Here is a 13,321-nt window from a genome sequence, read left to right as displayed (position 1 = left end):
GGCGAGGATTGCAGCAATTTCATGGAGGCGTTCGCTGGCGGTCAACCTGTCCGGCGCGATCACTGAACCGACATGCGCTGTGTGGGAGCCGCTGGTCATCTACCAAGCTCCGGCTGACGGTCGGAGTTCGGGCGAAGACGTAGGCCTAAAAATCCTCTCTCTCTGCTTCGCCGATATGGAGTGAACCGTCCGGCAAGGCCGGACGCGAAGCTCTTCATCGAGCCTGGTGATTCACCGTTTCCTTCAGCCCAGTTCCGCCAGGAACCGTATAGCGTCGAGGAACTTTCCCTGGCGGCGAGATCCAGGTCACAAGTCTCGTCCAGCCAACGGCCGATCGCGTCTTCCGTCTCGAAGTACTCGTCGGTTGCGCGGCGGACGATCTCCGGCGGGCACAGTCCGTCCCGCTGCCATGCGAGACAACCTTCGACGGCCCAGGCGAGAATGCCGTCCGCCTCACGGAGAAGCTTCGCAGAGAGATCCGGGTCACGTTCTGCCGGCGGTATCGTGACGGTGAAAGGGATGAGATGCAGTCGACGGCGCATCGCCTCGTCCACGGTCTTGATGACCGGCTTGTGGTTCCCGGCAGCGACGATCTTGAACTGCGGAGTGAAGTCGAAGAAATCGCGGCCCATGAATCGTGCGGTAATGCGGTCGCCACCGGTGAGCACCTTCAACTTGCTCTCTGCCCAGGCACGGTCGCGCTCGGTCTCGACTGCGGTTACAAATCGTGCGCCGCGGAGCTTGGCGAGTTCAGTCGGATGCCGATCGCCCGAACTCGACATCAACATCTCGATCGGGGCCACTTCGGCGTAGTCGCCGAAGATGACGTCCAGAGTGCTGGTGAACACCGACTTGCCGTTGGCGCCAGTACCATAAAGGAAGAACAATGCATGCTCGGAGGTAAGCCCCGTGAGGCAGTAGCCGGCGACCCGCTGGAGGTAGGTCTGCAATTCGACGTTCTCGCCGGTCACCTTGTCGAGGAAGATTCGCCACGCCGGGCAGTCACCACGCGAAGCGGCTCGGGTGATTTTCGTAACCTCGTCGGCGGGATTGGGCGTCGACGCCAACCCGGTCCTCAGATCGACCGAGCCGTTCGGCGTGTTGAGAAGCCAAGGGTCACGATCCCAATCGTCCGGGCCACGCGCATGCCGCGGGTCGGAGCGGGCCAGGCGCTCGACCGAGGACATGGTTGCCGCCGACGCCATGCTCTTTTGGCCGGTATCGCACTTGGCAGCATGCGTCCGACATAGCAGTCGGATGGTGTGTCGAACTTCATGGTTGTCGTCCGCACACCAATGCGTGCCGGACCACTTCAGCCACTTTCCCCAAACGGGGACATGGCGCCACTCGCCGCCGTACTGACACGAGAAGGACTCGGCCAAGGCATCTTGCGATCCGCTTGGAGGCGCCGCAGCATCGCCGTCGGCCAGAGGATGGTTCCGATCGTCAACTGCAATCAGACGATCAGTTTCCCGGCGAAGACGATCTAAAGGCCAAGGTGGTCGAACACACGCTTCGTTGTAGGCCTGAATCTCTTTCCATGCGTTGTCCCAGTCAACGGCGCCAAGCCGATGCTGCCGGACGAAATGACCGATCGCCCGGCTCACCGCTTCGAAGCGTGTCATTCCGTCGACGCCGCCTTCACGCACCGGCATGGCCATCAATTGCTGCAACGGCCGTCTTGTCGATGGTTCTTTCGCCGGAATACCTGCGATCGGTGACATCCTGTCGGCGGTCTCGCGGAGATAGGTGAGGTCGTACTCAACGCTGAGGTGCTCGCGAATTTCGCAGAGACGCTCCACGTTTCCCTTCCGGTAGACCGAACCAGGCAGGCGGATCGGCTGGTGAGCTGATTGAAACGCCGGATCGCCACCGATCTTCCGTGCGAGCATATGACGAAGTTCGCACACAGCCCGGACCTCATCTCCGGTAGCCGGCTCACTTAGACGCCAATGCAGATGGAGACGCTCGACGCCTTCATCGGTCCGGCCGCCAGAGGCAACCTCCATTGAGGGTGTGCCCAGATGCTCCGCAAGATGATCCCGCTTGGCCCGAATGTCTCCGTGATCAAGATCGACAACGATTGATCTCATGGCAGCGACATCGGCTGCCTTTGCCGACCCCGGACTAGACACTGTGCCAGGGACGATGAAACAGGCGAGACGCGATGCAGACGCGGAACCTGCCTCTTTCTCCAGCGCCGCGACCAGGTCGTCACCGGTTTCGTGGAACTTGCAGCGCGGCACGTGATCTGCACCGCCTTTCTCCGAGAAACACCGGACCGCAGCCCAGCCGTCGAGGCCATCGAGCGCCATGTCTGCGAACGCAGCAATCATTACCGGATCGGGACGAATTGCCTCGGCTTTGAGGACGGGATTCGACATGCTCATCCTCCTCAGATGCCGGTCCTGGACTGGCAGTCGCCCGCGGGTGGCGTTCTCGCCCGCCGCTCACGCTCCACCTCGAACGCCTCGACGTCAGCGAGACGGTAGAGCACGCGCCCCCCAAGTTTCAGGTAGGGCAAGCCGACCCCGAGGTAGCGCCACCGCTCAAGGGTCCTGGGGCTAAGGCGCCAGCGGCGCGACACATCCGATTGGGTCAGGTGTGCGACACCCTCGATCGAATAAATATCGTCTGAAGTCATCGACATTTCCTCTTGGCTTGCGCCGATGCGCCGAAGCGCTTCCTTGCGCGTTCCGTTGCGAGGAATTGTCCGGGATTTCGATCAGAGTGTATGTGGTCTGGCCACCGAGAGTCGTGACATCAGCCGCCGTGAGAGCTTTGGTTTCCGTCATCCTTTTTCGGATGTCGTGACACCCTAGCGAGAGTTGTGACATCGCCCAGATCGCGGGCGCCGATGTGGGGCACCGATCCAATTTGGGTATAAGCATTGAGTCGGTAGCCGCTCCATTTCACGCTCTCGATCACCTCATCGTTCGTGGGCTGGATCCGAAAGGCCCGTTCGAATCCGTCTCGGATGTCCTTTCGCACGCGCGCGATTCGCTTGCGCAAAGCGCTTTCATCGATATTCAAAGACGCAGCAAGGCGGCGGGTGGGCAAGAACTCGAACTCGTCGGTGGATCGGCGAGCAGACAAGTCGCCGAGGCGACGATCTACCAGCTCGCATAGCAAGGAATAGGCGCTGGCCCCCAACTCCACGTCGTCAGCGATAATTACCTTTCGGATTTCGTGAGCGAGGCATACGACGAGTGGCCGAGGAATTGTCGGCACATCTCGTACCGTCGCCTGTTTGGCAACAGGCGGTTCGGTTTCGGTCGGGTCTACAACCCTCAATGCGGGCGTGCCGAACGATGACCGCATCAGCGACAACAAGCATGTCGGCGGCAGCGAGGAGACGCTGGAGAGAGAAGACAGCCTACCAAGCGCTCCATCGACAACGTTGCGCACCCCGAGACCGTGACGGCGGTGAAGCTCGAACAAGCGCGCTGCGTTCTCGTTCATATCACCCGGCAAGTGCCTGAGAACACGCAAGAGGCCACCGTAGCGGGCGAAGAAAGCTGTGTCCGACATTTCGGGATAGCGGGTCGCGGAGAGAACGAAGGACTCGGCGACTGCCGCTTCCTGGGGATCGGTTCTCGCCCCCGTCAGCAGGTCGACAGCATAGCCATCCTGAGGATCATGCTCTTCCAGACGAGCTGTCAGGACGCCGAAACGACGATCGAGACACTGAGTGCAGATACCGCATTGCTGCCCCTTCGCCACGCTCAGGCGGACGTGACTGCAGCTGAAGCTGCGGCCAATCAAGTCAGCCGCGCCCGCGTCGGCCAGTCTTCGGAGAACCTCCGCCTTGGTATCCCAGAAATAGGGGTTTGCGACCGTGAACTCCGTCTCAGCAATGAGGCTAAAGAGCCGGCTGTAGTCGGCGAGTACCTTTGGATGTGTCGTGCGCGTGGCACGGCTACCAACAACATGCTCGGCAATTGGAAGGTTCACGCTGACGACACCGTTCTCGAAGAAGACCGCACGCGACTGGTCGAAGAGCCGAGCGACGACCATTGCCAGAGAGGCGAACAGAAAAGATCGGGTCCGCTGTGTGAACGAGCGCGGGGGGTCTAGTCCGCGCGTGACCCTCACCGGTACGTGGAACACATGCCCCGGCGGTGCCCTTCGGCGTAGCTCTTCGACAAGGTCTCTCTGGCGGGCCTGGATGGCACTCGATGCGTGATGGGAGATCAGAGCAACTTTTTCGTCCGACTGCAGGAGCGAAGCAGCGCCCGCCAACGAATCCAGTCCACCGGAGAACAGGATCACATGATCCGGTGAAAACCCCCTCGGCGCGCCCTCTCCCGAAAGATCCAGCCGTTCGTCGATTCGTCGCGGATTGGTGGCGCCCATGAATTGGAATTCATAGTAATCGTCCGAGAGAAAACTCAGCGTCTGGATCAGACAGTCCCGCACTTCCGGGCATTGCCAGAACGCCACATCGCGTACAGGGATCGAGAAGTCGAGGGTTCTCCGCCACGCTTGACCCATCCCTCTCATCTTAGGACCGCCGCGAGTGACTAACTGGTCCGCCGCATAGACGTATGCCGCGATCTCCAGCAGATCGACCAGGCGGCCAGGCACGGTCGCCACCATCTTGCAGGAGATGTGATCGACCTTGAGGTTGACCCGTTCGGCTGTCCCTTCCGCGCCATCGACATCGAGGCGGATTACGCCTTCACCGCATTGATCCGGAGCCGCCTCGCCACAGAGGATTGAAAACTGCTCAGCCATGGGTGCCGCTGCGCATCCGCAGTTCGTCGCGAAGCTTGCCCATGGCGATATGTACGAAGCCGCCGGCGCCCTTTTCGGTTATTCCTCCTTCGAAGGTGTTCTTGGAGAACCATTCGCCGGCGAACCGAGTGACGATTCGAGCTGCCTCGCGGCAATGCAGATAGAACGCTTCGGTGAACGCCTGGTGCTCTCTCAGGCTGGAGAAACGCTTCGAAATCCCAACGTGGTTCGGGAGGTCTCGGCTGAGGTAGTACTCGAGGTGACGCCTGAGAACCCGAGAGAAGAAATCCTCGGCTAGCAGCCCAAATTGTTTCACGGTCGCAAGGTCAGAAAGAACTTCGCGCGTTCGTTCCAACCGCTCGGCCTCGCTCTGCGGATCGAAGAGGTCGTCCAGGGAGCGGCGCGTGACAGCCTGCAGGCTCTCTACGGCGCTCAGAGAAACGATTTCACCGAAATCGCTGCGCCCCCTCAGTGCGTGCCTGTCTAGGTCATCGAGGCAAGCCGATGCGATATGGATGAGGTCGGGTATGTCCAAGTCCAGCCCGATCAATCTCAACGCATCTGGAAAGGCGACATTGTCATCCCTTGCCGCCAGCGGGATCTGAGCGAGAACATACAATGCCCGGCGGACAGTTGGATCGTCGGCGTAGGCTTCGAGACTTGCTGCAGCGACGCTAGACGTCGCCGCCGCAATCTCGGCGACATCCGATCCACCCGCGATCATCCCAATGACCGACTGCCATTGACGCGTCGCGGGCAGCTGACCGAGATGTTGATGACCCATGGGAACCGCCTCACTCGCCGATCGATCAAGAGGCACAGGCGATTGCGGTCGCCGACCCCTCTACCGCACGAACAAACCATGGTGAGACACGGATCGACTTGAAGTGTACCAAGGACAGACTATCGTGTCTCGGTTGTTCTCAGCAGTGAGTTCATTGGCCGAATTAGGCGTGTGGGGTTGGCCATACACCTGATCTTTAGGCGAAGGAGTTTATGCCTTGCCCGATTGGAAACCAGTGTCGGATCCACGCCTGGTCTCAGCTGTCGAACAGTACCAAAAGGAACGCGGTCGCGATCCGCGCGACGACTTTCCAGAACTCGACAGCGACGAAGGATTGCTGGGAGTTTATCTCATCGCTTGCGGCTTCCCTCCGGGTGAACCTAGCCGGAATAATGCCTAGGATGAGTCTCGCGCGATCGTTTGCATCCCACAACATGAAGAAAATCAGCTTGGCTCCTTCATTTCGGACGATCGCCATCATTTCACTTTTGCTTCTCGTTTCCGCCGGGCGGGCCTCTGCTGAAGAGGCCCATCCGACTGAGCCCGCGTACCTCTACAGGGCTGAAGTTGTCCGGGTCGTCGACGGGGACACAATCGATGTCGATATCGATCTGGGATTTTATGTCTGGATTAGAAAGCAGCGGATTCGATTGCTGGACATCGATGCACCCGAGGTCAGAGGAGAGTCCAAGGAAGCCGGTCTGGCGGCCTCGGAATACTTGAAGGGCCTCATCGACGGGAAGACTGTCATAATCCGGACGGCCAAAGGCAAGGACGGCGCCGACCGGGATGACTCGTTCGGCCGCTGGCTGGCGACGATCTTTCTGGACGGACTTGACGTTAATCAGGAAATGATGCGGACCGGACACGCCGTGCCCTACGAAGGCCGTTGATCCGCTCGTCAGGTTGGTTGGCCCGGTGCGAATAGCGACCTTCAACATCAATGGCGTCAATGGTCGTCTCGCCAACTTGCTTGAGTGGCTCACCGTTACCAATCCGGACGTTGTCTGCTTGCAGGAACTCAAGGCCACGCAGGAGGCCTTTCCGGAGGAGGCGATCCGCGATGCGGGCTATGGCGCGATCTGGCAGGGACAGAAGAGCTGGAACGGCGTCGCGATCCTTGCTCGGGGCACCCGAGCCGGTCGAGACCCGGCGTGGCCTACCGGGCGATCCCGAGGATCGACAAAGCAGGTACATTGAGGCTGCCGTCAACGGTGTCCTGGTCGGATGCCTTTACCTGCCGAATGGCAACCCGGCGCCGGGTGCGAAGTTCGATTACAAGCTTTGCTGGTTCGAGCGCTTGAGAGACCACGCCAAGGACCTTCTCGAAGCGGGGGTGCCGGTCGTTCTGGCGGGCGACTTCAACGTCATGCCCACGGAACAGGACGTCTATGCTCCGGAGCGCTGGGTCGACGACGCGCTTTTCCGGCCCGAAGTGCGCGAGGCGTTTCGTAAGCTCCTCGCCCAAGGCTGGACCGATGCGATCCGCAAGCTGCATCCGGACCGCCGGGTCTACACCTTCTGGAAATACTATCGGAACGCCTTCGCTCGCGACGCTGGTCTTCGCATTGATCATCTTTTGTTGAGCCCCGAACTCGCCAATCGGGCCGTCGCTGCAGGCGTCGATCGGAGTGTCCGTGGTCGCGAGCACGCCAGCGATCACGCGCCTGTCTGGATCGAGTTGTCGGAACCCCACCCGCAACGGCGGCAAGGCGGCAGTCGGAGCCTCTGAGCGTCATTCTGGCTACTGAACTTCGCCGGCCTTGGAGCATCCTTAAGTGGCGGTAGACGGTGAGTTTCCAGAGGAGGTCATGCGCTTCAACGATTGTCGCGATCATCGGTGAATCATGGACGCGGCAATTTCAGCCGACGAGGCATGCGCCGCCTACTGCACCACCGTCGAGCCGGGCGGGGCGGCATCCTTGTCAGCCCAGTCTGCGGCATGAGCCGAGCTAATCAGACTAAACTCAGGTCCGAGATCGGGCGGATCGTAGAGCGAATCGATTGTCGCCGGCGCAAGGTAATAATAGTCGGGACCGAGACGGCGTATGCGGGTCGAGGCTATCGCCACTCCCTCGGAACCGATCGCTTTGACTAAGGCGACCGCAAACCGGCCGGCAAGATTGGACAGAGTCTCGGGATCTTCGCTCGCATTGATCCGGGCCACCGGCACGGGAAGCGTATGATACTTCTGCACTCCTGCGGCGGCCTGTACGTCTGCCCTGGTCTTGTCGGCGATGCGCGCGGCAAAGACTTTCTCAAGATGGGCCAAGCCAGACTTCAGCTCTTCCTGGCATGTTTCGCTGAAGTTTGACCGATAAGCGAACGCGTATGGCTCCGAGGTGAGCAGCCGACCGGAGAGAGATACGGCCCGCTCAGCGCTGCGTCCGTTGGCAAGTATGAAAAGCTCGGCGTCCGCTCCACCATACATTGCCTTGCAGACCGTCTCGTCGATCTTGAATCGCGCGCGGTTGCTTGAATGGCTGATGGGAAAATAAAAGCCGTCGCAGGCTCTGACGCAGAGCGTGCGATAGCCCGAGCCTTGGCGGCTGCGGCGCTTGGTGGGTGAAGAAGCGCGCGGAGATGAAGTCCGCGGCGGCGTCGCGGTCTTGGGCTCGCGTCGCCCGAAGAGTCGCTGAAACAAGCCCGGCCGCTTCTTTGGCTGCGCCTCAGAGAACGACGGTCCTGTCACGCTCGGTCCGAAATCAGTTGCAACAAAGGCCGCGCTTAAAAGCGGGACAAGAAGAGGGAGAACGAATTTGCGATCCATCTGACCCACAATGCCTACATCTCAACAGCCTCTGCAACGGTACTCTCCGGGAGAGCATGGCAGCAAAGCGACGTGCGCTCATCAGAACTCGCTAGGATCGCGTCCGCGCGCTGGGCAGACGGCAACAAAGTGGGGAATCTGTCGCGAGCAAAATCAAAACTGCAGCCAGACGCTTATCGTATACGCTGACGCTCGGGCTGAATGAGCTTCGTCCCTGAGGTTTCTTCGCGCGCCAACCCCGTCACCGTTGATGCGGCACCACGGGACTTTTCCAATATGAACGGTGATGCTTTATCCGTATCGGGCGGCACTACCGTCCAACCTCGGGCTAAAGCATAACTGCGCGCCATTTCTTCGCTGGGCCAAGGTTGGACCGAGGCGCACACCTCCACTTCTCCATCTGGCGACAATAAAATAAAGCGACCGGCTTCAGCATCATGAATCTGGAAGTTGTCTATCAGTTTCCATATTGAAACATGGAACTCAGGCTTCATTGCACGTCCCATTCAAATTATTCTCCAGATGTATCGGGTTCTAGAAGCTGTTTTTGCTCTCAAAATCAAATAAAAAGTCTGTATTCCGAAATACAATTGATAAAAATATTCTATGTTGACCCCGCCTTATCGCGTAACAGCAGCTATTATTACCGCAACATTTGCGGTGTCCAAATTCGATCATATTCGATCTATGTCACGATCCATTGATCAAAGTCAATTATGTCCGACATAAAGTACGTAAGAACGTTGCGGAAATCGGTGGGATGGCTACGGCTTCCCTTGACTCACAGCCCCCCGTGGCCGCGGCCTTCCTCATTCGTCCCTCAGAAAAGCAGAAGCCGCCTCCAACGGCGGGTGGAGACGGTCTCTTCGGGGATCGGCAGACACCTCCACGATGCCTTCCGTTCTAGTCCTCAAGAAAACCAAGGTTCGACTGTCTCGGCGCGCGAGTTCAAGCCCTCTCGCGTGACGGTCGTGTTTCAGTTTGAAACTCGGCCCCTCAGACGGAATGACTCGACTCGCGTGAGTGGACCTGCGCCTTTACTCAAAGCCAAAAATCACAGCGAAGTGCCCGGTCACCGGGCGGGACATTTTCCCAGGCTCGCAGCTTGCGCTCGATTGGGATGGAAAAAGCTCCCTGACAATCAGATGCTCGGCGTGCCACAGGCCCCATGAGTGGAACCCTCTTAGCGGCAAGCTTGTCGATATCGAGATGGAAGCGTGAAAAGCAGAAAGCCGCCTCCGGGTAGGGGGAGACGGCTTTCCTCAACCCGATAGAACGGATAGCGGGTGGCCCGCCTGGGCCGGCTCAGGCCCGCGTCTGGGATGGCTGCGGTTCAAACGCCACCAGCACCTTCCGCGATCCGCAACGAGGCACTTCATCCGGCTGTCAAGCGGCGTGATCGGGAAGTCCCGCCCGCGGGTCCACATCAACGTTTCAAGATCCATCTCTGCTCGCGCCGTGCATGCCCGAATCGACTTCATCCCCTCCCGCTTGCCGAAGCGGCAGTAGACGGTGAGCTTCCAGCCGAGGTCATGCGGTTCACCGATTGTCGCGATCATCGGTTGGCGTAGACAATCGGATCGTCGCGCTGATGCGGATCCGAGATCCCCCGAGGGGAACTCCACCGCAAATTCAAAATTGCTTAGGGGATTTCGAGTAAGACTCACAACCACAAGCAATCTACGTTGATCGACTTTATTCTTCTTGATGGAACTACCGTTTCCAATGATGTCGGAGGTGTAAGCCTGAGTCTGATCAAAATTATTTTGCAACGATATTGCTCAAATCCGAGGTTCATCACATGAAGTCAGCAGCCTTCGCGACGATCGCCCTTTTCATCGCCGCCCCCGCGCTCGCCGCCGACCCGGTTTCGCTCATCGGTACCTGGAAGGGCGAGGAGGTCGGCGTCGGTGCCCAGGACGGGTGGGACCGGCACGAGTTCATCCTGGAGGTCGGCGAGCAGCGGGAGACCGCGTTCACGGGGAAGAAGTCCTATGGCACTGCCGGCGCCTACGAAACCGAAGACATCTACGGCAGCATGACCCCGGACGGGCGCATCGTCGTGGTCGTCGACGTCGACGGCGTATTCACCGGCTCGCTCGTCGGCTCCGACGTGCTCGACCTGTGCTATTCCGAGATGGGCGAGGACGCCTCGGCCAAGTGCGCTCATCTGACCCGCCAGTAGCAGTGCAGGCCGGAGCTTTCAGCAGGCGTAGGGCGGAGAGTAATCCGCCCTCAATCCGCAGATAGCGCGGGAATACCGGCTAACTCCTGTGCCGTCATCGAGTTGTCTGAACCGAAGCCGCGACGGCGGCGAAGCGCACGCCGAGCGTTTGACAGTCTGCCGTGGCGCGAGAAATTCGCCGGCTTGATGCGATGTGATGTCAGCCGCCACCGGTGGGCCCATGACAGATGTGACAGATTTCCGTCGGTTGGGCCTACTTTTCAAAAACCCGTCTATCAGAAATATCCAAGTGGCCCTCAAACCGTCACATCCGTCATATGCGTCACTCTCGCTCCAGATAAGAAGAGAAACAACCGCCTGCTCAGCCGTTCATCGAAGTATTGCGAAGCGTTTCGTAGTCCTGTCGCGTAGATAAAGACAGAGACCGATACTATAATCGCCTCATCTACATTCACGGATGGCGGCGCAATGAACGAAGGTCTAATTGATCGGCTCAAGATCGAGTATCGTCCCCTCGATCGCCTGGTCCCGTATGCGAAGAATGCGCGGACGCACTCGGATGCGCAGGTAGCGGAGATCGCCGCGTCGATCCGTGCGTTCGGCTGGACGAACCCGGTGCTGGTCGATGGCGAGGACGGGGTGATTGCCGGGCATGGCCGGCTGCTGGCGGCGCGCAAGCTCGGGATGACCGAGGTGCCGGTGATCGAACTGGCGGGGATGAGCGATGCAGAGAAGCAGGCCTATGTCATCGCCGACAACAAGCTCGCCCTGAACGCAGGCTGGGACAAGGACCTGCTGGCGCTGGAACTGGCGGACCTCGATGCGGTCGGCTTCGATCTGTCGCTGACTGGCTTCGGCGGAGATGAGCTTGCGGGTCTCCTGAACCTCGGCAACGAAGGGCTGATCGACCCGGACGCGATCCCGGAGCCGCCGGTGGTTCCGGTTGCCCAGCGGGGTGACGTCTGGGTCATGGGCAAGCATCGGCTGGTCTGCGGCGATGCGACCAATCCGGATGACGTTGCCCTCGTCCTTGCCGGGGTGTCGCCCCACCTGATGGTTACCGATCCGCCGTATGGCGTGAACTACGATCCGGCGTGGCGGGAAGGCGCAGGACTGACCGAAGGTTCGGCCATTGCGAAGGGCAAGGTGCTCAACGACGACCGGGCCGACTGGCGCGAGGCCTGGGCCCTCTTCCCCGGCGACGTCGCCTATGTCTGGCATGGCGGCCTGCATGCCGGGACGGTCGCGCACAGCCTCGAGGCTTCCGGCTTCGCCATCCGCTCCCAGATCATCTGGGACAAGACCCGGCTGGTGATCGGTCGCGGCGATTATCACTGGTCTCATGAACCCGCCTACTACAGCGTCCGCAAGGGCAAGACCGGTCACTGGGCGGGGGACCGAAGCCAGAGCACGGTGTGGTCGATCCTGCACCGCAAGAACGACACCGGCCATGGCACCGAGAAGCCGGTCGAATGCATGAAGCGGCCGATCGAGAACAACTCGTCGCCCGGACAGGCGGTCTACGAACCCTTCTGCGGATCGGGCACCACGATCATTGCCGCCGAGATGACCGGCCGCTCGTGCCACGCCATCGAACTGGACCCGGCCTATGTCGATGTCGCCATCAGGCGCTGGCAGGACTTCACCGGCGAACAGGCGGTTCTTGATGCCGATGGGCGGACGTTCGCCGAGGTCTCGGGCGAGCGCAGCGCGGAGGAGGCGAGCGGCCGCAGGAACGATCTGGGAAGGATCGTAACGCAGACGGGTGTCAGGTCAGACATTGGAACAGACCATGACGGCTCCGGTGTCGATGTCGGCGAGGCGCATGGTGCCGGAGGCCTGTCATGACGACCAAGGCCACCCTCCTCCAGGCGGTGCGAGCGAAGTGCCTGGATTGTTCGTGCTACCAGCCCGGCGAGGTCCGTCTTTGCCCCGCTACGCGGTGCGCCCTGTGGCCCTTTCGCCTCGGCAAGGACCCGAACCCGTCCACGACCCGTGGCTTCGCAAGACCGCCCGGCTACACGAGCGGTCCTGACCGGGCACCGTCCGCGAGGCACCCGGAGTCCCCGGAAGCGCCCACAGCCCGAAATACGTCGTCCACACGGACCGTTCTGACCTTCAATCGCGAGGATGCGTGATGGGACGCCGCGCCCACAGCCCCGATACAGCTTCCCGGCGCCAGGTCGAGGCGCTCGCAGGCTTCGGCGTGCCCGAGATCGAGATTGCCGGCGTGATCGGCATCGATCCCAAGACCCTGCGCAAGCACTACCGCGAGGAACTCGACCACGGGCACACCAAGGCCAATGCCCGGGTTGCCGAGAACCTCTACCGGAAGGCCACCGGCGACGGCCGCGAGGGCGTGACCGCGGCCATCTTCTGGCTGAAGTGCCGGGCCGGCTGGAAGGAGACCAGCGTCACCGAACTCGCTATCCGCCATGAGGACGCGCTGGAGCTTCTAGGTTGACCATGGGACGACGACCGCACGACCCCGACCTCGTCAGCCGTCGGCAGGTTGAAGCCATGGCAGGCTATGGCGTCCCGGAGACCGATATCGCCACCGTCATCGGCATCGACCCGAAGACCCTGAGGCGTCACTACCGGCAGGAACTGGATACCGGCCACATCAAGGCGAACTCGAAGGTCGCCGAGAACCTCTTCCGCAAGGCAACCGGCGACGGTCGAGAGTCCGTGGTCGCGGCGATCTTCTGGCTCAAGACACGGGCCCGGTGGAAGGAGACCATGGTCAACGAGGTCAGGGTCGCGTCCGCCGATCCCCTGAGCCAGTTGCTGGAACAGGTTGCCGAGACCGGACGCCGTATCCATGATCCCCGGGGGGCGGACGCAC

The 13,321-nt window shown here is 60.6% G+C and carries 10 protein-coding genes and 2 pseudogenes; 6 read left to right on the top strand and 6 right to left on the bottom strand.

What is annotated here, in order from left to right:
* Positions 1-95 precede the first annotated feature (95 nt).
* From BLT60_RS17890 to BLT60_RS17875, 4 genes are all read right to left on the bottom strand, one after another.
* Positions 96-2,384, bottom strand: coding sequence for a phage/plasmid primase, P4 family (locus BLT60_RS17890; RefSeq protein WP_175478515.1), 2,289 nt, complete (start codon positions 2,382-2,384; stop codon positions 96-98).
* Between the two features lie 11 nt (positions 2,385-2,395).
* Positions 2,396-2,644 carry a helix-turn-helix transcriptional regulator gene (locus BLT60_RS17885; protein WP_090878925.1) on the bottom strand — a complete coding sequence of 83 codons (249 nt, stop codon included), beginning with the start codon at positions 2,642-2,644 and terminating at the stop codon, positions 2,396-2,398.
* A gap of 119 nt (positions 2,645-2,763) precedes the next feature.
* Positions 2,764-4,737, bottom strand: coding sequence for a hypothetical protein (locus BLT60_RS17880; protein WP_090878510.1), 1,974 nt, complete (start codon positions 4,735-4,737; stop codon positions 2,764-2,766).
* Positions 4,730-5,521, bottom strand: coding sequence for a hypothetical protein (locus tag BLT60_RS17875; RefSeq protein ID WP_090878508.1), 792 nt, complete (start codon positions 5,519-5,521; stop codon positions 4,730-4,732). The genes BLT60_RS17880 and BLT60_RS17875 overlap by 8 nt, the downstream gene beginning before the upstream one ends.
* 434 nt (positions 5,522-5,955) lie before the next feature.
* Here BLT60_RS17875 and BLT60_RS17865 point away from each other — a divergent pair, with 434 nt between their 5' ends.
* The gene (locus BLT60_RS17865; RefSeq protein WP_090878504.1) at positions 5,956-6,414 is read left to right on the top strand and encodes a thermonuclease family protein; all 459 of its coding nucleotides are present in this window, start codon (positions 5,956-5,958) and stop codon (positions 6,412-6,414) included.
* A 25-nt stretch (positions 6,415-6,439) separates the two neighbouring features.
* Positions 6,440-7,253 (top strand): annotated as a pseudogene (gene xth, locus BLT60_RS17860) (exodeoxyribonuclease III).
* A gap of 153 nt (positions 7,254-7,406) precedes the next feature.
* Here xth and BLT60_RS17855 read toward each other — a convergent pair.
* Entirely contained in the window at positions 7,407-8,291 is an 885-nt protein-coding gene (locus BLT60_RS17855; protein WP_090878502.1) for a DUF2865 domain-containing protein, read from the bottom strand.
* Between the two features lie 173 nt (positions 8,292-8,464).
* Positions 8,465-8,797 carry a hypothetical protein gene (locus tag BLT60_RS24120; protein WP_139167883.1) on the bottom strand — a complete coding sequence of 111 codons (333 nt, stop codon included), beginning with the start codon at positions 8,795-8,797 and terminating at the stop codon, positions 8,465-8,467.
* A 1,295-nt stretch (positions 8,798-10,092) separates the two neighbouring features.
* Here BLT60_RS24120 and BLT60_RS17845 point away from each other — a divergent pair.
* The 4 genes and pseudogenes from BLT60_RS17845 to BLT60_RS17825 all read left to right on the top strand — a co-directional run.
* On the top strand, positions 10,093-10,476 hold the full coding sequence (locus tag BLT60_RS17845; RefSeq protein ID WP_090878500.1) for a hypothetical protein: 384 nt from the start codon (positions 10,093-10,095) through the stop codon (positions 10,474-10,476).
* A 468-nt stretch (positions 10,477-10,944) separates the two neighbouring features.
* Positions 10,945-12,324, top strand: a complete 1,380-nt coding sequence (locus tag BLT60_RS17840) for a site-specific DNA-methyltransferase (RefSeq protein WP_090878498.1) — start codon at positions 10,945-10,947, stop codon at positions 12,322-12,324.
* Between the two features lie 289 nt (positions 12,325-12,613).
* A complete protein-coding gene (locus BLT60_RS17830) occupies positions 12,614-12,940 on the top strand; it encodes a hypothetical protein (protein ID WP_090878494.1) in 327 nt (108 codons plus the stop codon).
* A gap of 56 nt (positions 12,941-12,996) precedes the next feature.
* Positions 12,997-13,321: pseudogene (locus BLT60_RS17825) on the top strand (hypothetical protein); the annotation flags it as partial.

This window comes from Bauldia litoralis, assembly GCF_900104485.1.
Classification (GTDB): Bacteria; Pseudomonadota; Alphaproteobacteria; order Rhizobiales; family Kaistiaceae; genus Bauldia; species Bauldia litoralis.
Note: the sequence above shows the minus strand (reverse complement) of the source record. Positions and strands in the feature narration are given on the sequence as shown.